14 protein-coding genes and 2 pseudogenes are annotated in these 21,282 nt (G+C 69.0%); 7 read left to right on the top strand and 9 right to left on the bottom strand.

Translation table 11 applies throughout. From position 1 onward, the window contains the following. Positions 1 to 213 precede the first annotated feature (213 nt). Positions 214 to 749 (top strand): annotated as a pseudogene (locus OG936_RS11830) (hypothetical protein). Here the strand turns inward: OG936_RS11830 and OG936_RS11825 are convergent. The 4 genes from OG936_RS11825 to OG936_RS11810 all read right to left on the bottom strand — a co-directional run bounded on the left by OG936_RS11825 (position 706) and on the right by OG936_RS11810 (position 10,545). Next, entirely contained in the window at positions 706 to 1,497 is a 792-nt protein-coding gene (locus tag OG936_RS11825; RefSeq protein ID WP_406494439.1) for an IS5 family transposase, read from the bottom strand. The pseudogene OG936_RS11830 and the gene OG936_RS11825 overlap by 44 nt on opposite strands. Before the next feature lie 396 nt (positions 1,498 to 1,893). Continuing rightward, entirely contained in the window at positions 1,894 to 7,482 is a 5,589-nt protein-coding gene (locus tag OG936_RS11820; protein ID WP_406494438.1) for a DEAD/DEAH box helicase, read from the bottom strand. Continuing rightward, positions 7,475 to 8,266 carry a hypothetical protein gene (locus OG936_RS11815; protein WP_406494436.1) on the bottom strand — a complete coding sequence of 264 codons (792 nt, stop codon included), beginning with the start codon at positions 8,264 to 8,266 and terminating at the stop codon, positions 7,475 to 7,477. The genes OG936_RS11820 and OG936_RS11815 overlap by 8 nt, the downstream gene beginning before the upstream one ends. Before the next feature lie 152 nt (positions 8,267 to 8,418). After that, entirely contained in the window at positions 8,419 to 10,545 is a 2,127-nt protein-coding gene (locus tag OG936_RS11810; RefSeq protein ID WP_406494435.1) for a hypothetical protein, read from the bottom strand. A gap of 873 nt (positions 10,546 to 11,418) precedes the next feature. Between OG936_RS11810 and OG936_RS11805 the strand changes: the two genes are divergently transcribed. Both OG936_RS11805 and OG936_RS11800 read left to right on the top strand, forming a co-directional pair. Further along, positions 11,419 to 11,970: a SigE family RNA polymerase sigma factor gene (locus OG936_RS11805; protein ID WP_406494434.1), complete on the top strand. Its 552-nt coding sequence runs from the start codon at positions 11,419 to 11,421 to the stop codon at positions 11,968 to 11,970. Then, a complete protein-coding gene (locus OG936_RS11800) occupies positions 11,967 to 12,779 on the top strand; it encodes a hypothetical protein (protein ID WP_406494432.1) in 813 nt (270 codons plus the stop codon). Before OG936_RS11805 ends, OG936_RS11800 begins: the two co-directional genes overlap by 4 nt. Before the next feature lie 177 nt (positions 12,780 to 12,956). On the opposite strand, the gene OG936_RS11795 is transcribed toward OG936_RS11800, so the two are convergent. Both OG936_RS11795 and OG936_RS11790 read right to left on the bottom strand, forming a co-directional pair. Further along, a complete protein-coding gene (locus OG936_RS11795) occupies positions 12,957 to 13,463 on the bottom strand; it encodes a GNAT family N-acetyltransferase (protein WP_406494430.1) in 507 nt (168 codons plus the stop codon). Positions 13,464 to 13,667: 204 nt separating this feature from the next. Beyond that, positions 13,668 to 14,669, bottom strand: a complete 1,002-nt coding sequence (locus OG936_RS11790; RefSeq protein WP_406494428.1) for an SEC-C metal-binding domain-containing protein — start codon at positions 14,667 to 14,669, stop codon at positions 13,668 to 13,670. 78 nt (positions 14,670 to 14,747) lie between these two features. Between OG936_RS11790 and OG936_RS11785 the strand changes: the two genes are divergently transcribed. Beyond that, entirely contained in the window at positions 14,748 to 15,545 is a 798-nt protein-coding gene (locus OG936_RS11785) for a class E sortase (RefSeq protein WP_406494426.1), read from the top strand. A gap of 135 nt (positions 15,546 to 15,680) precedes the next feature. Next, positions 15,681 to 16,166: pseudogene (locus tag OG936_RS11780) on the top strand (GrpB family protein); the annotation flags it as partial. Positions 16,167 to 16,224: 58 nt separating this feature from the next. On the opposite strand, the gene OG936_RS11775 reads toward OG936_RS11780, so the two are convergent. Genes OG936_RS11775 through OG936_RS11765 form a run of 3 tightly spaced genes read right to left on the bottom strand, consistent with a single transcriptional unit; the run spans position 16,225 to position 18,895 of the window. Beyond that, positions 16,225 to 16,998, bottom strand: a complete 774-nt coding sequence (locus OG936_RS11775) for a maleylpyruvate isomerase family mycothiol-dependent enzyme (RefSeq protein ID WP_406494425.1) — start codon at positions 16,996 to 16,998, stop codon at positions 16,225 to 16,227. After that, a complete protein-coding gene (locus tag OG936_RS11770; protein ID WP_406494423.1) occupies positions 16,995 to 17,831 on the bottom strand; it encodes a fumarylacetoacetate hydrolase family protein in 837 nt (278 codons plus the stop codon). Before OG936_RS11770 ends, OG936_RS11775 begins: the two co-directional genes overlap by 4 nt. Next, positions 17,828 to 18,895: a cupin domain-containing protein gene (locus tag OG936_RS11765; RefSeq protein WP_406500407.1), complete on the bottom strand. Its 1,068-nt coding sequence runs from the start codon at positions 18,893 to 18,895 to the stop codon at positions 17,828 to 17,830. The genes OG936_RS11770 and OG936_RS11765 overlap by 4 nt, the downstream gene beginning before the upstream one ends. Before the next feature lie 213 nt (positions 18,896 to 19,108). Between OG936_RS11765 and OG936_RS11760 the strand changes: the two genes are divergently transcribed. Both OG936_RS11760 and OG936_RS11755 read left to right on the top strand, forming a co-directional pair. Continuing rightward, positions 19,109 to 19,918, top strand: a complete 810-nt coding sequence (locus OG936_RS11760) for an IclR family transcriptional regulator (RefSeq protein WP_406494421.1) — start codon at positions 19,109 to 19,111, stop codon at positions 19,916 to 19,918. A 249-nt stretch (positions 19,919 to 20,167) separates the two neighbouring features. Then, on the top strand, positions 20,168 to 21,175 hold the full coding sequence (locus tag OG936_RS11755; protein ID WP_406494419.1) for an AraC family transcriptional regulator: 1,008 nt from the start codon (positions 20,168 to 20,170) through the stop codon (positions 21,173 to 21,175). Positions 21,176 to 21,282 lie beyond the last annotated feature (107 nt).

The following is a 21,282-nucleotide window of genomic DNA, read 5'->3' as shown; positions in this document are numbered from 1 at the left end:
TTACTCGACATCTCGAAGCGTGAAGGACGGTCGTTCCTGCTGTCCAATCAAGACCACGCCCTCAACCAGCAGAAACGCAAGCGAGGTTAAACAAAAAGCTAAGAAGCTGTTGTCCTTCCGGACTTGAGGCTGCGTTTCCGTTGGTCTGACGTAGAGCCGGAGGTCTGGTGGGAGTAGTGGCCTGTCGTGCTGTCGCTCCTCGGGAGGTCGTGGATGCCGTCGGTGGTTGGGCTGTTGGAACAGCGTGAGCTGGGTGCTCGCCGTCGCGTGGGCGAGCTGTGGGAGGAGGCTGACCGCATCCAGGCGGAGTTGGCCGTGGCCGAGCTGGAATGGCAGGAGTGGGTGGTCGCCCGCAGGCGGGTCGATACGGTGCTGGCTCCGGACGGCGGCGGCATCGCCGACACGGAGGTCGCCCCGGATATGTGGGATGTGGACGTGCAGTCGGCGTCCCGGGATGCGGTGAAGCGGAGTCGCAGGTGCCGGTGTGGCGTGAGGGGCTGCCCTGGTCGGTGCTGTCGGTGGACCACCAGCGCATTCTCAAGGCGCTCGCGGACCGTTCCCGGCTCGGTCAAGGGCCGCTGACCTGCCAGGAGATGTCCGCAGGGTTCGGAAAGGATGTAGTGCCGGCGCAGGTGGAAGTGCTGCGGTCGAAGGCGAAACGCCTGGTTGCGCGCGGCTGGCTTGCCGAGCTGGCGCCGGGCCGGTTCACTCTGGCTGCAGGCGCGGCCGGGCCAGGCGGCGCGTCATGAGCAGCGTCATCGACCAGTAGATCATCGCCTCGGCGCTGGTGGTGCGGCGTTCGAAATCGCGCGCCAGGCGGCGGGTGCGCATCAGGTGGGCGAAGAACCACTCTACGATCCACCGCTTGGGCAGCACCACAAACCCCTTCTGGTCGTCGCTGCGCTTGACGATCGCCAAGACCAGGGCGAGCGTGGCCAGGCAGTACTCGACCAGGCTGCCGGTGTAGCCGCCGTCGGCCCAGACCAGGGCGAGCCGGTGGTGCGCGTCGGTCACCTGCTCAAGCAGGACCTGGGCGGCGGCGCGGTCGCCGGTGTCCGCGGCGGTGACCATCACCGCAAGCAGCAGGCCGAGCGTATCGACCACGACATGCCGCTTGCGCCCGTTGATCAGCTTGCCGCCGTCAAAGCCGCGGCTGTCGGCCCCGACGACGGCATCCGCCTTGACGGACTGCGAGTCGATCACCCCGGCCGTCGCCTCCGCATCCCGCCCCTCCCTCTCGCGGACCTCGGAGCGCAGCCGGTCGTGGAACTCCTTGATCAGGCCGTGGTCGCGCCAGCGGCGGAAGAAGGCGTAAACGCGGTCCCACGGTGGGAAGTCGGCGGGCATCGCCCGCCATTTGATGCCGTTGTCGACCAGGTAGCGGATCGCATCGAGTATCGCCCGGTGGCAATACGCCTCCGGCTTCCCTCCCTGGCCGCGCATCCAGCCAGGCACCGGCAGCAACGGCTGGATGGCCGCCCACTCCGCGTCCGTCATGTCAGTCGGATAGCGCGGCTGCCGGGACCCGTTGTCGGCGGCGTTTCTGAACCGGTGAGCCAGGCAGTCACACACCAGCGTGACTGAACTGGACCGTCCGGCCATCGACACGGAACACTGCGGCACCAGGGCCTCCTGATGTTGCTCGGTGATTCGACACCAACGAGCTGTTCAGGAGGCCCTGCTCATATGCGCCGAGCACCCGGCGACCACCCAATCGAGACTCCCGTTCGATCGACAAACCCCGAGATCGGTACGACAACAGCCACTGAGGCGGACGCAAGAAGCCCCTGGCGGGGCAGCCCCCTTGACGGAGGACCTGTTGGCCAGGGGCTTCGCTGCTGCCTCCGCCCTGAGCGGCGCAGTCAGCGGGCAGGCGTGGAGGACGCCTGGAGCTCAGGTGCCGTCGAAGCCGGTGATCAAAGCGGTGACCTGGGCGGGCGCCCTGTCGAGGAGGAAGTCGTCGATGAAGACCACTTCCGGTACACCTCGGTTGTTCGCCGCCGCAGCTGCTCTGACGGTGGCGACCCGCGGAGACTTCGTAGCTTCGTCGGCAGCTTCGAAGGGACTCTTGGCTGCGACCCATATCCGCTCTTCGAAAAGGACGGCAGGACCCGTCCCATCGAGGTCTGGTACGAACTGCGCGTCATCCACCGGAAAATCGCTGGCCCAGTTCTCCAGGAGACGGTCGGCCTGTCGCGGCTGGACGCTGCTCCCGAGGTTCCTGCCAGAGATGATGCCGAGGAGGTCGGAGGCGAGGCGCCAGTCGAGAAGCGAGTGGTAGGCCATGTTCGTGTAGTCGCGGAGGCACTCGTAGCATGAGCCGTGGCATTCGCTCCCGTGGTTGCCCGTACGGAATTTCCCGATCATGCGGTCGGCGGAAGCCAGCAACTGCTGGAAGACCTCGGGTTCGGCGAGGTGGGTGCAGTAGCCGGCGCCGTTGTCGAGGGTGTCGGAAAGGAACGCGAACGTCCGGGCCCGGCTGGTCGCCGAGCCGGCCCCGTGGATGCCTGCTGCGATCTCATTCGGCTGGACCTGCAGGATATCGCCGGCGGCGACGCGGAGGAGGGCAGCGAGCGAGTACCAGGCGGCGCGGCGGCCCGACCGGTTATCCGGGAAGCCTTTCGCTTGCGGAACGGAGGCGAGGTTGAGACGCAGGCCGTGCTCGGGGAGCTCGCCTGTGGCGGGGCCGAGCAGGAAGAGATCGGTGTGCTGGACAGCGCCGATGGCTGTGCTGATGGTGCTGCTGTCTGTTCCAGTGTCTGCTGCCAGCCAGGGGGCGTAGACGGCGGCCTCCGCCTCCACGAAGGCTCCGGACCACTGGCCGGTCGCTTTGGCCGGAGAGAAGTGGAAGAGGCGCCCGCCGTTGTCGTTCACGGAATAGCGACGGCCCTTGCCGGCATGGACGACCATGCCGGCTTCGGTGATCCGCTGAGGGGCTCCGGACTCCATATCGGCAGCCGTTCGGGGGGAGAGCGACCGGGCCCGCCAGGCGAAGTTGCCGTCGAAGTCACGCGCCTTGCCGCCCGTGAAGAAGCCGGCGGGCTCGTGGAGCGAGACCTCTCGATACGAGCCGTCGGATGCACCGCATGCACTGCAGGCCGGGCTCTGCTCCTCGTCGTCGGCTCCGGGCGACGGTTTCACGTCCTCGGCCAGGTGCCCACAGGCGCGGCAGATGCCGATCGGCTGTGCCTTACCCAGGGGTTCGGCTACTGCTCTCGGCACCCTGCCGCCCGGCTCGTAGGCAACGACGCCGACTGCAGTATGGACCTTGCCGTCCTTTACCGTCTCCGCGCCGGGCGCGAACTGGGCAATGGCGATGTCGAGGGAGCGGTCGACGGCTCCGGAAGGCGGCCACGGGTAGGAGTCGTTAGGCCTCTTTGTATAGAGGTAGCGGACTGAAGTCGGGAAGCCGAACATCGGGAGGATCCCGGCCTCGGCCAGCCGCTGGCTGAGATCTCGGTGTCCCTGCGGAGCTTCTGCGATGGCGGTGACGTCTTGCACGAGGTCTTCCGCGACCCACCGGAGGGAGGAGCCGGCAGAGTCTGCGCCGCGCGTGAGGCCGGCCAGTGAATTGGCGAGGGCGCGGATCTGTCCAGACTCGGCAGCGATCCACGTCTCGATCGCAAGGCTCACGGCCGGCCAGTCCCGGGCCAGGCCGAACTGGCCGTGGACGTTGCGCGTGGGGTCGAGGGCGGAGTCGTCCAGTTCGGAAGCGCGTACGAACTCAAAGGCCCTGCGCAGGACCTCGGCGGCGAGGACGCGCTGGTAGATGTCCTTCATCTCGGTGGAGAGATAAGGGGCTGGGGTGGGCGCGTCGGTGATGCGCTTCGGATCCTGGAAATAGTGCTCGTCGTGGCTCCGGCCGCGGCACACCGTCAGGGCCAGGGCTACAGGTGCGTCGCGGCGACCGGCTCGGCCCACCCGCTGCTGGTAGTTGAACCGGGTGGGGGGCATGTTGGCCATCAGCACGACGGAGAGCGGGCCGATGTCGACACCGGCCTCCATGGTGGTGGTCACCGAGAGGACGTCAAGAGTGTCGGGGCGAGGGTTCTCCGTGTCGTTGAGGAACACCCCCTGGAAGCGGGCCTGGCGGCTCTGGGCTTCGATACGGTCTGTCTGGCCGGTGAGTTCCGCGGTGTTGAGGCGGAAGTTGCCGATCTTGTGCTTGGCCATCCATGCGTAGTAGTCGTCGTCCAGTGGCCTGACGGGAGAAGCCTCTGCTGGCAGTTGTCCTCCGCACTTCGTGCAGGTGCCGGTCCCGGCGTGGAGGTGACGGCGATGGCATCCGCTGCATGGCCAGGACAGGCCTTCGCCGTGACGGAGAGAGACCTGCGCAGGCTGGATGACGTACTTGATCACGGCTTGTCCCCATGCCTGTTCCGCGCGGCGCTGCACATCGTCCTCAGACAGCTCTGAGGCATCAGCAACCCTGCGCCAGTAGTTGCGCAGCGGGCGGGGCGGCATGTCGGACGGGCTGCGGAGGCCGGCGAACCGGCGCATGTGGCCGAGCACGCGCAGGCTGCCGCGGACGAGCGCAATGTCCGAGGACCGGGGGGCTTCAAGGGGCGCCTGATCCGTCGCCAGCGTGAGCCAGCCGAGGCCGAGCGATTCGAAGTCCCTTCCAGCGCTGCCGAACAGGCCCATGAGGAGCTCTCTGCTGAGGGACTCCCGGATTTCGTCGCGGAGGTTCCGCTGCCGCTCGCTGAGAATGCTGACCGATTCGTCGCGGACCTTACCGTTGGGGTCGTCGGGCCACCGGTACAGCGATGACCAGGGCAGTGCAGGGGAGCCCGCCTGGTAGCGGGTCTTCTGTAGGGAGGCATTCGGCCCGCCGGGGTTGATGCCGCGGTGGACGAGCCGCTCGGCAACGGTGGCGGCGTGGCTGTCCAGGCTCGGTACGCGGCTGAGGAGCGCGTACAGCTCTGCTTCGGCCTCGGGGCCAGGATCGTCGGCGAGGTCATCCAGGCTGTCAGCGGCACCTGCCCTCTGGAGCTTCTCCCACGCGTCGTACGTCTCAGGGTCCCGAGCGCGGAGGCGCTTGCGCGCTGCCTGGGCGGCACTCTTGTCAGCCGGGGCCTGTGAAGTCCGGTTGAAGAACCCCTGGACAACGGCAAGGTCGGCCACCGGATGGCCTTGCCTGGCGAGCTCTTCGGCGAGGAGGAGACGCAGAAGGTCCTGATAGTGGCGCAGACCGAGACCTGCGGCGAGCTTGGCGGCGTCCTGACGGCTGTCCGAGAACACGACGGCCTGGCGCGCGGGAAGCTGGGAGAGGACACCCGTAGTGAGCACCTGGTTGACCTTCTCGAAGCCGGTGCGCATGGACCGTACGGGAGTACGGAGACGCCGCGGGTCGCTCAGGCTGAGGTGTTCGCTGCCGATCTGCCGGACTTCCCAGTTGTCCCCGCAGCCTGGGCACTGGGTCGGTGCGGCCGGGAGGTCCTCGAGTTTGAGGCGTGTGCGCCCGCGCTTCGACTCCGGCACGCTGACATGGAAGGACCAGCCGGTGTGGTTCCGGTGGTTGCGCAGCATGCCGGTGCGGGGGTCGTAGGAGCTGCGTTTGAACTCGAACCCGGCGCTCATCGCACCCTTGTCGGAGCTGGAGTCCCACTCCAGCTTGTCCGCAGCGGGGTTCTGCTTCCGAGGCCAGTAGACGATGTAGTTCGCGGCACTGGGGCCGAGGGATACACCATCGGGAAGGGAGTCGAGGTCGGGAAGGTCCGCGAGGAGGCCGGCTTCGAACGCCATACCCTTGCGTTTCCTGAAAGCGGACTCGGGAGCGTAGCCGCCCAGGAGGACGTCACCGCAGTTCTGACAGTAGAGCAGTTCGAGGACCCTTGCCCCGCAGTCGCAGCGGGGAGCCGGACGGGAGTACAGCTTCCCGACGGTCCTGTCGTCGCCGGCCTGGCCCGGGATCTCGGGGCAGGCCGGATCCGAGCAGGCCCAGACGCCGGGGATGTTACGGAAGAACAGGTGTCCGCGGAGCCGAGGCATCCCGGGCAGTTTCGTGCGGCGCAGTGCGGCCAGGACGCCGGCCATGGCCGCAGCCTGCTCGCCGTCCGGGACGGCCGGGAAGAGCCGGGCAGCCACTGCGGTGTCGAAGTCGGAGGTGAGGCGGTCGCCATTCCGCAGTGCGTTGGTGAGCGCATCACCAGCACCCGACTTGGCTAGGAGGCTGTCTGCCGAAGCAGAGTCGGGATCCGGCCCGAGCTGGCTGAAGGCGGATGCGTGGGCGGAGATGTCCGCGGCGGTTTCCGAGGGCAGGACCAATCGGCCTCCGAGCACTTCGAAGCGGTCGCGTCCGATGCCGAAGAACTCCTGGAGGAAGTCGAGATCGCGGGGGGCTTCGAGGGAGGCGGACGCTGCCATGACCCGAAACTTTTCTGGTCTGCCATCGAGTCCCAGGCGGTGGCGGAGGTTCCGCAGCAGATAAGCGATTTCTGTACCCGCCGTGCCGCGGTACATGTGGAGTTCGTCGACAACCAGTGTGAAGCGGGCGTCGGGGACTTCATCGAGCCAGCGACGGGTCTTCTCGAAGACGGACGCTTCGCGGGACCGCATCAGCATGATGTTCAGCATGCTGTAGTTGGTGATCATGATGTCCGGGGGAGCCTGGAGCATGTCCCATCGGGAGCGCATTTCCGCCCCATCGAGGCGGGGGATGAAGTACCGGCCGTCCCCTTCAAAGGTCTGGGCCTGGCGGGACCTCTCCTCGGTCGCAGTGAACTCCCTCCGGAGAGTCCGGACGCCTGCCGCCGAGCCGATGTCGCCTGGAACCGGTGTTGCGCCGGTGTAACGGCCAAAGTAGAAGCGGTGGCCCGGGCGGCGCCAGGCGAGCCACTCACGGACGCGGTCGCTGTCCAGGGCCTTGCGGAGGCGCATCATCTGGTCATCGACGAGGGCATTCATGGGATAGAGGACGAGGGCGCGCACGGCGGCATGGCGGCCCTGCTCGCCAGCCCGCTGGTGCTGGAACGCGCCGTCGGGCGACGACCACCAGCGGTTGGCCGGAAGGGATGAAACCGGCCAGGCCTCGGACTCGCGTACGAGGTCGGCGAGGATAGGCAGGATGAACGATTCCGTCTTACCGGACCCCGTGCCGGCGGTGACAACTACGTCGCGCTGGTCCCGTACAGCAGCGGTGAGAGCGCGGTGCTGATGCTCGTACAGGGAGGGGACGCCGTTGAGCAGCCCCAGTTCGGCCAGTTCAGCGAGGTGCGGGTGCGCACCCGCCTCACGAACTGACTCGGAGATGCTGACTCCCGTGGAGACGTACTGCGGCCGGACCTCGATGAGCGGGCGCTGCCACGCCCCGCCATCGCGGTCGAAGAGCTGCCGACGCTCCTCCTGGAGTTGTTTGTCGGCGAGCCCGAAAGGGGTGTCGTAGTAGCGGAAGAGGGCGTCCTTGAGGTGCTCGAAGGACCCGATGACGTCTAGTTCGGGGGCTTCTACTACCGCGGACTTCACAGCCGTTGCGTCATTCACTGCTGTCTCCCAGTGCCTGTCCGAGTGATTGCGCGATCTTCATGGCCACGACTTGGGGGACGTTGTCGTACGCGAGGTTCTGGGCCCCTTCATTGATGCGCGGAGCAAGTCCTGAGCACATTGCAGCGACTCTCCGGTGCAAATCTGGGAGGGGGTATCCCCAGTCCACGAAGAGGGCGCCGATGCGCTCCCGGCCGCATGCCTCCTCAGGGATCCACCGCAAAACGTCGGCGGCGCTATTGCGGTTGCCGAGCACCGCGTAAACGCCATGCTCGTGCGTGGTCTCGTACCAGGCCCCGGAGCGGAGGACCTGACAGACCCGCTTGCTGTCCCTCCGCTTTAGCCGGTAGAGACCGTCGTTTTGCGGGTGGCGGACGGGGAGATACCGGCGGTACTCGAAGTCGTACTGCTCCAGAGGCGCTCCGTATTCTGGCGCCGAGGTCCGTTCCGTCAGGGCTGACGGCGGGAGTATGGCCGCGCCCTGGTAGGCGAAGCACGGAGCGAGGACGGCGCCCAGATCTGCTGCGAGTTCCGCGAGTTCGCCCTCCTCGCCGAACCCGACGACGAGCGAGTCGGGGAGGGGGATGTCGCGAAGAGGCCGTTCCGATGAGGAGCGGTACAGCTCGACGAGTTCATCCTGCACGAGCTCGTCCAGGCGCCGGTCGAAGGCAGCGGTGCGGCTGCCGGTGAGAACGGCGAGCCCCTGGGCCTTGGGCAGAGGGGTGAGCACGGGCGGAGCAGCCGACCAGCGCCGTCCGCTCCAGTCGATGTCGAGGTACGCCAATGACACAGCATCGCGCAGCCACCGGCCTGGAGCACCCGGGCCGATCTCAGGGCACGCCTTGGCTCCGAGCCACCACAGGCCCTGCTTGACCTCACCAAGGTCGCCTGACCCTTCCTCGCTTAGCCAGCGGAGCAGAAGATCGCCCGGCCTGTTCATTCCGCACTCCGATTGCGCGTTCCGCTGATTGCCTCGGCGGCCTGTACGTAAGCAGACCAGCCGGCTGCACCGCACTTGCTTCCGGCGCTTAGGACGGCGTATGCCCAGCGATAGTCCTCCGAGGACGGCTCGGGCGCCGGAACGGCGGTGCCGGGCGCCACTGCCCGCACCCACCATCGCTGCGGGGTGCGGTAGACGAACCACACTGCTCTCTCTGGGGCCTCAGCCTCCAGCACATGCCTCGCGGCTGCCTCGGGTAGCCGTTTCGCGACCCACGGCGGGGCCTGCTGGCGGCGTACTGGAACGACGCCGCCGTACGGGTCGAGGAAGAAAGCCTCCAGGACTTCGCGCTTCACGATGACCGTGCGAGGCAGGGCTACGCTAACCGGAGCAGCGGCACCCCTGACCCACGCATCCTCACTCTTCGTATCACTGACACGGGGAGCAGCGATCCCGTCACACTTGTAGCCGAGGCTCCCGGTCTCTTCCGGCAGCCCCTCGTGGAACCCGTCGTGCACGGTAAAGACCTGGCTGCTCGACGAGGTGCCCACCTCGTGCTGCCCTTCCTCAAGTTGAAGGAAGCTGAGGGGGAACGGAACGCGGGGGTCGGCCCGCAGCTTCGATGTCCGTCCGTCGAGCGCGACTTCGACCGTACCGTCAGGGGAGTACGCAGCAGGGAGGAGGAGGTCCGGCTCGCCCCCGCGCAGATAGTGCCCTGCAACGCCGGATCCGGCACGGTATTCGCGGGCAATGCGCAGTCCGCCGACGAGCTTCGTGTGTTGCCGTACCTGCGGCTGCAGGACGTGGACGTGCTCGCCTCCAGAGTCCAGGGCTCTCGTGAACGCCGTGCTGTCGACGGCCCGGACGCCCTTGAACACCCGCCACCCTGGGACGGCGGGGGCGGGAGTCTCCCGGACCGTCTGGGTGCCGAGTGCGCTGAGCATGGAACGGACCTGACCTGCCGCAGATGAGGAGGCGAGGATCCAGTGCTGCTCACCCGGCTCGAAGTACTCGGTGCTCACCCACTCGCCGAGATCGGAGTGCATACGGAGGAGCACGACCTCCTGCGGTACCCACTCAATGACGAGGTCGTCACCTTCGAGATGCACACCGAGGCGAAGCTGCGGCTCCGACGGCTGCAATGTCTCCAGTCCTGAGTACACATCGCCGTAGTCGGTACGCAGGGTGAAGGACCGGCCGTCACGAATCTGGACTGAGGTCTCCTCGACGCCCTCTGCGGCATCCGCGAGCCATTCCAAGCGCCGGCCGCGGTCCGTCACAGCGATGCGCAGCCCAAGCGCGCGGCGCCGGTGCTTCCGGTCGGGCTCATGGAGGGTCCCGTCCCAGTCGCGGGCGAGCCGTTCCAGGAGCGAAACGATCAGCGGGTCGCCTTTCTTGAAGCTCCTGCTCTCAGAGGCAAACTGCAGCTCCTCCATCAGTCGCGGCGAGAGGCGGCGGTCGCGCCCGGCACTCCACGCAGTGAGGCGGCGAAGGAGCTCCCGGCCCGGCACCTCGGTGGAGTTGTGGGGGCGGAGCCGTGTTGTAGCGAAGAAGCGTGTGAGCGCCTGGCGGTCCGATCTGCGGACGAGTGCCTGTGAGACCGGGTACCCGACGCGCCAGTAGAGCTCGTCAGTACTTACTGTGCTCGCGCCGTACAAACCACCAGCCTCCTCGAGCCAGCAGTCCAGTTCCTCCCACATTGCGGCCACGTCGTCTAGCGCCTTGTCGAGGCGGTTGGCTTTGTGCCCCTCCTGTGGGACGCCGAACACCTCGTACCAGCGCCCGCGAAAGTTCGTACGGAGCATGCCGTCGGAGGTCGCCATGCGGGTGGCTGCCAGCACGGACGCAGCGAGCACGGGGAGGCTCGGCGGAGCACCGATGCACCCTTTGTTCGCCCACGCCCGACATTGGCTCAGAATCCGCCAAAGAAGAGCCCTGTCCGACCCTTCCCAGTACATCTCATCCGCGACCGCCTGGGACAGCGGGGTATCGATCCCGTTCCGCTCAGCGAGCTCCCCCTCTACCTCGTCGTCGACGTAGAGAACGGTGCTCTGCAATGCATGGGCGGCACCGAAGAACTCCTCGGACAGCACTTCGTGCCAATGGTCGTACGCTCGCTTCATCTGCCCACCTATGCCCACAGTGCTGCTAGCAGCTTGATCTTGTGGGGGGATGGTGCTCTCGTCACACGCAGCTCCCAGTCAGACATGGACACCGGGTAGACGTGGTGCACTGCAAGGACGGCTGCAGCGTGGGGGCATGCAGAAGCGAATGCGCGTGGGGAATGCACTTACTCGGTGAACAGTACGGGCAGGCGGCTTCAGCTGTCAGTAAGTTCAGTCGGCGGATGATGGGAAAGCTTTAGGGAAGCGCTCGGTGTGGGCGTGTTATGCCTTATGCCCTGGCGGGTTCTTTGCCAGTTGAAGGTGTTCTCGGCCGTTATGAGCATGGCGAGGTTGTCGGCCCAGGCGATGGGAATCACCGCTTCCGGAGAAGCCCGCCCCGGCTGCTGTGGGGTCATGCCGACGCTCATGTCCTGTGTCAGGGCCCGTTGGTGGCGCGATCCGCTTCCGGCGCGCGCCCTTCCCCGTAGGTGGCAGGGGATTCTCGCTCCGGTCCGGCGTGGATCGGTGGCCGCAGCTCATCCGGGCCGCGCGGGGCAGGGCCGCCCCGGCGGTTGCGGTGCGGCCCTGCCCCGTACCGATCAGCAATGCGCCCAGCACGACGGCCGTCGGCGGGCCTGCCGTACGTATGCCTCGCATACGTGTCCTCTCGATCGCGCGGCCCCGCGGGAGCGCCCGCCCGCATCGCAGGGGCGGACGCTCCGGACGCGGGCGGGCGCTCACTCCCATGTCTCGAAAGGAACGACGGAGCGGACGGGGTGCAGGGAGATCACGGGGCGTCAGAAAAAATTATTCGGAGAGATCTCACGGCCCGTGACATCCCCGCGCCCGGTCCGCTCCGTCGAAGGGGACAGAGACGAACGGAGGCACGCATTGCGTACCGGTGACCTGGAGGAATTCCGCGGCTTCGCCCAGGAGCGGCTGGTGCACCTGCGCCGCGCCGCTTACCTGATGTGCGGTGACTGGCACCACGCCGAGGACGTCACGCAGACGGCGCTGGCGAAGCTGTACTGCGTGTGGGGGCGGCGGCGCCAGATACGGAACATGGAGGCGTACGCCCACCGCGTACTGACCCGGGCTTGCGTCGACCACATGCGGCGGCGCTGGCGTCGCGAACAGCCCTCCTGCGTACTGCCCGACCGCGCCGAGCCCTGTGAGGACCCGGCACTGGGACTCCAGGTACGCGCCGCGCTGGCCGTCCTGCCGCCGCGGCAGCGGGCGGTGGTGGTGCTGCGCTACTGGGCCGATCTGGACATCGCCGCGACCGCCGCGGCCATGGGCTGCTCCATCGGCACGGTGAAAAGCCACACCGCGCGGGCACTGGCCCGCCTGCGCTCCCTCCTGGGGGACGACGCGGACTCCGACACGTTCGGGGCGTTCGCCCCGCCAGCCGATTCCACCCGAAAGAAGGTCGTACTGCGATGAACAACCACGATGTCAAGACCCTTCTGGAGGCCGGGCTCCATGACGAGCCGCCCCTGCGGACCAGCGTTGACACAGCGGTCGCGGCCGGACGGCGCAGCCGTGTCCGCCGCCGCGGAGCACTTGCCGGAGTGGGCCTGACCGCGGGGGCGGCGGTGGCCACCCTGGCACTGGTCACGTCCGGCGCCGGCCCGGGCGCGACCCCGTCGGCCGCGGCCGACCCGCTCGTCGGTCCGCTGGTGCCCGCCGCGGCCGGCAGTGCGGCGCCGCAGACCCTGCGGCCCGACGCCTTCGGGCCGGGAACCGAGCACACGACCCGGTGGAGCAGCAAGCAGCTCGCCGACACCCTGGTCAGGCTGCTCCCGCCGGGTGAGGCGACCGTCCGGGAGGGAGACTTCCCCGGCCGGACCTACCGCGTGCAGTGGGACAGCGGCACCGGCCCGGTGGAGTTCGTCGGCGGAGCGGAGTACACGGCCAAGGCCCCGCAGGTGCCGCTCTGCGCGACCATCAAAATGCCGAAGGTCGCACCCCGGCCGGGCGACCCGGCTCCGCGCGACACCGCCCCGGCGAGCGACTGCAAGGTGGTCGAACTCGCCGACGGCGCACAGGCGGAGGCCGTGACGCTGCGGTTGCCCGGGGACGGACAGCCGTCCTGGTACGTCCGGGTGCTGCGCAAGGACGGCCGAACGGTGACCCTTCAGCAGTGGGCCGGCCGGACGGACGCGAAGGGGGCGCGAAACACGCGGTCACAGCCGCAGCTGGACACCACCGCAATGCTGAAGATCGCGAACGACCCCGCCTGGAAGTTCTGACCTGCGGCATGGCCCCGCCCCGGCCGCTGCCGGTGCGGACCGGGGCGGGGCGGGTCGGGACCCGGGGCGGCTACGCCGACAGGAGGCAACGGGGTCGCGTCGCCGCCGGGCGGCCCGACGGCAGAACGACCGGCGGTCCGGCGGCGCGAGGCCGGGCCCGCAGATCTCGGCGCCCGCTCAGACCTCGGCCGTCGTACTCCGTACGTAACCGAGGCCCGGGCGGTCGCCCAGCAGGAGTTCTTCTCCGGTGGGGACGAACCCCGTGCGGGTCAGGACTGTGCGAGAGGCCGTGTTGTCGAGTGCGGCTCCTGCGCGCAGTGTGGTCAGGCCGTACTCGGTAGCGGCCAAGGTGCAGATCTGGCGGACGGTGGCCGTGGCCAGGCCCCGGTGGGTGGCCTTTTCGGCTATACGGAAGCCCAGTTCGGCGGAACCGTCCGCCACGTCGACCAGGTTGAACCGGCCCAGGATCTCGCCCTCGCCGTTGGAGTCGGTGTCCACCAGGACGTGGAAGTGGCAGGTTCCCGCGGCCTGTTCGGCGAGCAGCGCGGCGTGGCGGGCGGCGAAATGGGCGAAGTAGTCGTCGCCGCGGTCCGGTACCGAGGCGGCGAAGAAGGCCCGGTTCTCCTGCTCGAACGCGAGCAGGGCCGGGGCGTGGTCGGCGCGGAGGCGTTGGAGTTCGGGCATGGCAGAACCCTACGGATTCCGGGAGCAGGGTGCCGCCTCCGGGGCCGGGGGGTACCCCGTCGCGACAACGTGACACTCGCGGGCCGGTGTGTCACGTTCGCAATCACCCCCACCCACCCGCCGCCGTGGCTGTGCGGTCACGTCCTGCGGTACGGAGACGGCCCGGGCCGGGGTGAATGCGAGGGGACGTCTCCGTACCGGCGGTCAAGCCGCCCCGTGGCACTCCTGGTACGTCCGGCCCGAGCCGCACCAGCAGGCGGCGGTCCGGGCCGGGGGCCAGGGGACGGCGCGGCCGCGGGCGGCGAGGGTGGTGGCGTACTGGGGGAGGAGGTCCGGGGCGGCGGGGGACGTGGCCTCCGAGGCGGCGAAGGCCTCGTACGACGGGACCGTGCCGGTCACGATGCCGAGGTTCGGGGTGCCGGCCTGGTGGAGGTCGCGGAGGGCGGCCTCCAGGCGGGCCAGGTGGTCGGGGCGGGAGGGGTACTCGCTGCGCAGATTCGGGTACGCGGTGAGGAGTTCGTCGAACTCGGTGGCCGGCCAGTGCAGCACAGCCACCGGGAACGGGCGGGACAGCGCGGTGCGGTACGTGCCCAGCTCGGCGCGGAGCCGGGTGATCTCGGCCCGGAGCTCGCCCGGGTCCGAGGAGCCCAGCGCCCACAGGCGTTTCGGGTCGTGCAGCTCGTCCAGCGAGACGGCGGCCGTGTGGACGGTGTCGGCCAGCTCGTCCCAGACGTCGTGGCCGGCGCCCATCAGCCTGCGCACACGGTGCCGGCCGATCAGCAGCGACTGCACGGCGTACGGAACCTCCTCGCCCGGCGTCAGGAGGAGCGTCAGCGCGGTCGTGAAGCAGTCGTGCGCCGCATCCAGCTCGTCGTGCGATTCGAGGGTCTCGGCCGCGATCTCCCAGGGCGCCGGGTCGAGCGGGCCCGCGGCGCGGATGCCGTCGAGGATTGCGCGGGCCTCGGCCTCGTGGCCGTACTCCCACAGGTTGGCCGCGTTCAGGGCCTTGACCAGGTGCGGGTGGTCGAGGTCGGGGGAGCCGAGCAGCTCGTCGTAGAGGGTGGTGGCGCGGGCGCGGTCACCGGCGAGCTCCAGATGGGCCGCGGCCTGGAGGAACAGCGGCTCACGGTCCTCGGGGTACTGCGCCGCGGTGCGCAGCAGGCGCTCGGCTTCGGTGGTGTGATCAGCAGGCGTGTCGGGGCGCATGAACCACACCGTACTGCTGTACGGCATCCGGACGGAGGCTTGTTCCGGCCCTGGAGAGTTACGGGACATGGCCTTATCGTGCGGGCCGTGCGGGAGCGGATACCGGTCGTGGTGCAGCGGAACTCGCGGGGGCGGCGGATGGCCGCGCGCGGGCTCTGGACGGGCGCAGAGGTGGTGGTGACCCTCGGGGTCGTCCTGCTGTTGCTCGTTGTTCATCAGCTGTGGTGGACCAACCGGCAGGCCCGCGCCGACGCCGAACACCGGGTTCAGGCCCTGGAGAGGGAGTGGAGCGAGCCACAAGGACTCAAGGACGGGGGAGGCGGAGGCGGAGACCGGGCCGGGAGCGGGCGTGCCGCGGACAGCGGGGCCCCGGGCGGCCGTTCGTCCGCGGGCCGCACCGCGGCGCCATCCGCCGCGCCGCGCTGGGATCAGGCATACGCCGTCATCCGCATCCCACGGCTCGGGCTCACCGCCCCCGTCGCCCAGGGCATCCGCAAGCACGGCGTCCTCGACAAGGGATACGTCGGGCACTACCCGCGCACCGCGCAGCCCGGCCGGCCGGGCAACTTCGCGCTCGCCGGGCACCGCAACACCCACGGCGAGCCCTTCCGGTACATCAACCGGCTGCGGCGCGGCGACCGGATCGACGTCGAGACCCGGGACGCCGTCTACACGTACACCGTCGACCGGACGCTCGGCCAGACCAGCGCCCGCGACAGCGGTGTCATCGCGGCCGTCCCGCGCAGCAACGTGAAGCCGTACACGGGGTACGGAACGCCCGGTTCCTATGTGACGCTCACTACGTGCACGCCCGAATTCACCTCCCGGTACCGGCTTGTTGTATGGGGGATGCTGACGGATGTCCGGGCGCGGTAGCCGGGTCGCACTTTAACGACTTGGTACGCGATAGCTGGGGCCGTCAGAGCGATTCGATGGGCCCTGGCGATCCTGCGAGTGCTGACATGACTGGCGTGATCGTGGTCGGCGACTACGACCCTCCAATGGCCCGAGCGGTTTGAGGACCTGCGGCAGCGGCTTGCACCTCACGTCGCTGACCTGGCTGTATCCATCGAGCATGTCGGCACCACAGCCGTGCCCGGATGTGCCGCCAAGCCGATCATCGACCTCGACATTGTGGTGGCCGAGCACGCCACCATGCCCGAGCTGATCTCCCGGCTCACCGAGCGGGGCTGCCGGCACGAAGGCGATCCGGGGATTCCGGGGCGGGAGGCCTTTCAAGCCCCTCCTGCGGCTCCCGAACATCACCTGTATAGCGTGGTCACAGGCTCCAGACCCCACCTTGATCACGTCTTGCTCCGTGACTACCTACGTCAGCGGCCCGATGAAGTCCGGCGCTACAGCGCGTTGAAGGTGGCCCTCGCACAGCGGTTCCGTGCCGACAGCCAGGGCAGACGGGACTACTCGAGGGCGAAGAGCGCTCCGGTGGAGGAACTGGTCGCGAAGTCCTACGTCGCTCGGGCCGCCGGAGAACCGTGACGTGACGGTGGCCGGGACGACCGCCGAAGCCGTGCGGAGAGGTCCGGGCCGTCGCCGGTCAGAACCAGCGCGGGACGACGGGGAGCCCGTCGGAGTCACTGGTCACCCCGTACGTGCCGCGGCCGGTGAGCCAGCGGACGAGAGCGCTCGGGGTGCCCGTGACCGTGGGGCCGCCGCTGCCGACGACGACCGGTTCACCGCCCCGGGGAGCGAGGGTGAGGTCCGCCCGTTCCCCGCGCCGCTCCCAGGCCCGCAGCACGTCGGCGAGCAGTTCGCCGAGGAGGTCGGGCGGGAAGTCGCCCACCCTCGCGCCGCTGTCCAGGTCGACGGCGTGCATCCACACCTCGCGGGTGCGCATCCAGGCCGTCTCCCGCGCGGGCACCATGCGCCCCTGCGCGGTACGGACGCGCGCATCCCACGCCGGGCCGGGCAGGTCACGCCACTCGACGTCGAGGTGGGTGGCGCTGTGGGCGAACAGACTTCGCAGAGCGCGGGCCGGGAGGGTGGCGCCTCGCTGGATCTCGGCGTCGCGCTGGGCCGGAGAGGCGTACATGGGCGTCTCGATCCCCGTACCCGCCCATTCCACGAGTCGGCTCAGCGCGCGGGCGTTGTACCCGACGTGGGCGACGAGGTGGCGGCGCGTCCAGCCGGGTAGCAGGGACGGTCCGTCCAGCTGGGCGTCGGTCAGCTGGTCGAGACAGCGGGCGATGTACGCGGTGCCGAGCCGTGCCCGGGCCAGTTCCCGGGCGGGGGCGTGCGGGGAGTCGTAACGGGCGCCGGGGCCCTGGCGTTCCCGCAGCGCCGCCCGGGGGTCCTGAGACGTGCCGCTCATGTCCGCGCCGATTCGTCGGGTTCGGTGACGGCGACGTTCATCAGTTCGCCGATGCCGACGATGGCCGTGGTCAGGGTCTGGCCGGCCCGGAGGTAGCGAGGCGGCTTGCGAGCGTGTCCGACCCCGCCGGGCGTGCCGGTGGCGATCACGTCCCCGGGCTGAAGAGTGAAGATCGTGGAGATGTAGCGCACCAGGTCGACGGGGCCGAAGACGAGGTCGTCGACCGGGGTGCTCTGGAGTTCCTCGCCGTCCAGTCCGGTCGTCATCAGCATCCCCGGAGTCAGCTCGTCCGGGGTGATCATGACGGGACCGAATGGGGTGCTGTTCTCCCAGGTCTTGCCCTGGAACCACTGCGTGGTGCGGTACTGGTGGTCGCGCATGGTGATGTCGTTGAGCACCGAGTACCCGGCGATGGCGCCCTCGGCCTCCTCGGCGGACGCGCGGCGTACCCGGCGTCCGATGACGACGGCGAGTTCGGCCTCCCAGTCGACGCTGTCGGACTCGGGCGGAAGCAGGATCTCGTCCCGGGCCCCGATCAGGGACTCCGGGTACTTGGCGAACAGGGTGGGGTACTCGGGCAGTTCGCGGCCCATCTCCAGAATGTGGTTGCGGTAGTTGAGCCCGACGCAGACGATCTTGCCGGGCCCCGGGACCACCGGGGCGAGGTCCGCGGTGGCGAATTCGTGCCGGGGACCGTCGGCCTCGGCCGCCCGGCCCAGGCCGTCGGCCCGCAGAAGTGCGCCGACATCGCCGAATCCGGTCTCCACGGCGGTCGTACCCTCGACACGGACGGCGGCGGTCGCTTCGCCCAGACGTATGGTCGCGAGCCTCATCGCTGGTCTCCTTCAATGTGCGTACGGTCGAAGTGCAGACGCTCCATGACCGGAGCATCCGAGAAACGGAACAGGTCGAACTGCTTGTCGGCCCGCAGGGACCAGGTCACCCACGACGGCACCACGAACAGATCGCCCTTGGCGAGCTGGTGCTCACGGCCGTTCAGGACCGCCTGGCCGCTGCCCTCGAACACCTGGAAGACGCTGGAGCCGACCTCCCGTCGGCCGGGGAGCTCGGTGCCGGCCCGGAGCCGGTGGAACTCGGCCCGGATCGTGGGCATCACATCCCCGCCGGTCGTGGGGTTGACGTAGCGGACGGCCGCGTGGCCCTGCTCGACGGTCGCGGGATGGCCTTCGTCTTCGAGCATGAGCTGCTGGGTCAGTGCCGCGTCGGTGTGTTCCCACCGATAGGCGGCGATCGGGGACGAGACGGTGTCACGCAGACCGGAGAGTGGGCGCAGTCCGGGGTGGCACCAGAGGCGTTCGCTCCGGGAGAAGTTCGGGGTAGCGCGGTCGGTGATCCGTTCGCTGCCGAACTCGAAGAATCCCGCGTCGGTGTAGTGGGTGAGCGGGATGTCCAGACCGTCGATCCACGCCATCGGCCGGTCGCTCTCGTTGTGGTGCCCGTGGAACTGCCAGCCCGGCGTGAGCAGGAAGTCCCCGCGGGACATCCGGACGGGGTCGCCGTCGACGACGGTCCATACGCCCGCGCCCTCGATGACGAAGCGGAACGCATTCTGGGCGTGCCGGTGCTCGGGCGCGGCCTCCTTCGGGCCCAGATACTGGATCGCCGCCCACAGCGTCGGGCTGATGTACGGACGGCCGGGGATGCCGGGATTGGCGAGCGCGATGGCCCGGCGTTCGCCGCCTCGTCCGACCGGGACCAGGTCGCCCGCGCGCTGGGCCAGCGGGTACAGCGTGGCCCAGCGCCAGACGTGTGCGGCGGCGCTGGGCCGGGGGTGCATCGGCATGAGGTCATCGATCTGGGTCCAGAGCGGGATCAGATTCTCGGCCTCGAAGTCCTCGTAGAGACGGGTGAGCTCCGGGCTGTCGCCCTCCGTCATCCGGTTGACGACCGATCCGTGACCGATCGGGGGCTGGTCCTGGGCCGTCATCGCGATTCCTCCTCTTCAGGTGCGCTCGCACGGCGCGTGTGAGCCTCGTTTTCGCGTCGGGCGCCCGCGCGGCGTCGGTGGGTGGACTGGGGCCCCTGTCCTGACGCAGGAGACGATAGACATATCTTTGCGCACGACGCAAAGAATCCCTACTATAATTCTGTGGAGCAGAATACGAACTCATATCGCGTCGAAGCGGTGGACCGCGCGCTGATCCTGCTGACGCTGCTGGCCGAGCGAGGCCGGCTGAGCGTGACCGAGGCGGGGCGGGAGCTGGGGGTGGCGCCGTCCACGGCGCACCGGCTGCTGGCCACGCTGTGCCACCGGGGCTTCGCCGTGCGCGGCGACGACAGGGTGTACCGGCCGGGCCCCCAGTCACTCCCGGCGGGGACGCGTACCGTGCCGCCGCTGCCCGACCGGATGCGTCCGTACCTGGAGAGCCTCTACGGGGAAGTGAACGAGACGGTCCACCTCATGGTGCGAACCGGCACCGAGGTGCTGTTCCTCGACGGGATCGAGGGAGTCCGGTCGTTGCGTGTGGGGTTGCGCATCGGTGTGCGCATGCCCGCGTACTGCACCTCCGGCGGCAAGGCTATGCTCGCCGACCTGGATCCAGCTGTCGTCGACGCGCTGCACTCCGGCGGACTGCCGCCCTCGCCCGGCGAGAGGATCCGCGACCTGGTTGTGTTGCGCCGCGCGCTCGAAACCGTCCGCCGTGACGGCTTCGGCTTCAACCAGGACGAGAGTGAGCCCGGGGTGACCGCCATCGGCGCCTCGGTCGGCCTCGTCGACGGGCATCACGTCGCCCTCGCCGTCGCCCTCCCCTCGGTCCGTGCCGGTTCGGGCGGGGTGGGGGCGTTGTCCGCGGGACTGCTGCGGGCCTGCCGGAACGCTCGCCGGGAAGTCGGCTCGACTGACCGCACCCGACGGAACGGCCATCAGCCGACCATGGCTGACCGCAATGGTTCATAGCGGGGCGAGGCGGCCGTAGCTGGCGTCGTGCGTCCGCCAGGGGTCACGGGACAGCGCCTTGTGCGGGCCGGGCCGACAGAAGGGATAGATTCGTGCGATTAGAGCGTTGTACCCCGTAGCGGCCGCCGGTACGACGGCCGAGATGGCCTGAGGAGTCGCCCCCACTTCGCCGGGCGGGCGAACACACGCACAGGAGTCACCACAACGAGTCCGCATGCCGGATGCTGATCGTCTGCCCGGGGAGTTTCGATGGCCGTGTCGTTCTCAAGATCTTCCGAACCGCTCCAGCAGCACGGTCGGCTCCGTACGTGCGACGTGGACGTCGCCCAGCAGGTCGTGGCCGAGGTGTACGAGCCGCACACGCTGACCCCGGTCGACCGGAAGGGCCTCGATGCCCGCCTCAACGCCGTCCAACTCGGTGGCGTGACCCTCGGATACCTCACCTACGGCACCGAGGCGCACATCGCCCTTCCGGCGAGCGAGCACTGGTACCACATCAACATCACGCTCGCTGGCAGCAGCCTCGTCACTCGGGAGAACGGCGAACGGGGAACCACCCGGGGCATGGCCCACGCGGCGATGCTGCTGCCCCACCGCGCCCAGACGATCGCCTGGGCGGCGGACGCCGCCCAGTTCGCCCTCAAGATCCCGCGGGCCGACCTGGAAGGTCACCTCGCCACCCTGACTCGCACGCAGATCGCGGGCCCCATCGACTTCGACCTGGTGATCGATCTGGACTCGCGGGCGGGGAAGGGGCTGTTGCGCTGCATCGAATTCGTCAGGACGGAATGGGACGAGGAGGGAATCCTCGCGCGGAACACGGACTCCCGCCGACAGCTCGAATCTATGCTCCTGACGAACCTCCTGGTGGCTGCCGCGGGACCGCACCAGGAACTGCTCCAGCGGACCGACGAGACCCTCAGACCGAGCACCCTGAAAAGCGCCCTCGACTACATCCACGATCACGCCGGGGACCTCCCCACATCGGCCGACCTGGCCGCGGCGACCGGGGTGAGTGCCCGGACCCTGCAACTGCACTTCCTCAACAACCTCGGCTGCACTCCGTCGCAGTATCTGCGTGGCATCAGGCTGCGCGGGGTCCGTGATGAGCTGCTGTACCCGCGCTCGGCCGGGACGACGGTCACCGACGTCGCCTCCGCGTACGGCTTCCACAACCTGGGACGGTTCTCCTCGCTCTACAAGTCGGTGTACGCGGAATCCCCGTCGGAGACTCTGCGCAGGGCCAGGAGTTCCTGAGCCGCAGGGCCGACCGGCATGTTTCGCAAGCGGACAGCCCTTAGAGGGACGCCCGGCACTCTTCCCGCGTCACTGTGCGAGCGGATCCGCTCCATGGGCGGACCCGC

The organism is Streptomyces sp. NBC_00846, from assembly GCF_045207325.1.
Classification (GTDB): domain Bacteria; phylum Actinomycetota; class Actinomycetes; order Streptomycetales; family Streptomycetaceae; genus Streptomyces.
The sequence above is the reverse complement of the archived record's forward strand: the minus strand, read 5'-3'. Positions and strand labels throughout refer to the sequence as shown.

What these genes read in the sequence shown, in the direction of transcription:
- OG936_RS11825 (WP_406494439.1), bottom strand. Translation starts at nt 1,497, where the DNA reads ATGACGGACGCGGAGTGGGCGGCCATCCAGCCGTTGCTGCCGGTGCCT.
- OG936_RS11810 (WP_406494435.1), bottom strand. Translation starts at nt 10,545, where the DNA reads ATGAAGCGAGCGTACGACCATTGGCACGAAGTGCTGTCCGAGGAGTTC.
- OG936_RS11800 (WP_406494432.1), top strand. Translation starts at nt 11,967, where the DNA reads ATGAACAACCACGATGTCAAGACCCTTCTGGAGGCCGGGCTCCATGAC.
- OG936_RS11795 (WP_406494430.1), bottom strand. Translation starts at nt 13,463, where the DNA reads ATGCCCGAACTCCAACGCCTCCGCGCCGACCACGCCCCGGCCCTGCTC.
- OG936_RS11790 (WP_406494428.1), bottom strand. Translation starts at nt 14,669, where the DNA reads ATGCGCCCCGACACGCCTGCTGATCACACCACCGAAGCCGAGCGCCTG.
- OG936_RS11775 (WP_406494425.1), bottom strand. Translation starts at nt 16,998, where the DNA reads ATGAGCGGCACGTCTCAGGACCCCCGGGCGGCGCTGCGGGAACGCCAG.
- OG936_RS11770 (WP_406494423.1), bottom strand. Translation starts at nt 17,831, where the DNA reads ATGAGGCTCGCGACCATACGTCTGGGCGAAGCGACCGCCGCCGTCCGT.
- OG936_RS11765 (WP_406500407.1), bottom strand. Translation starts at nt 18,895, where the DNA reads ATGACGGAGGGCGACAGCCCGGAGCTCACCCGTCTCTACGAGGACTTC.
- OG936_RS11755 (WP_406494419.1), top strand. Translation starts at nt 20,168, where the DNA reads ATGGCCGTGTCGTTCTCAAGATCTTCCGAACCGCTCCAGCAGCACGGT.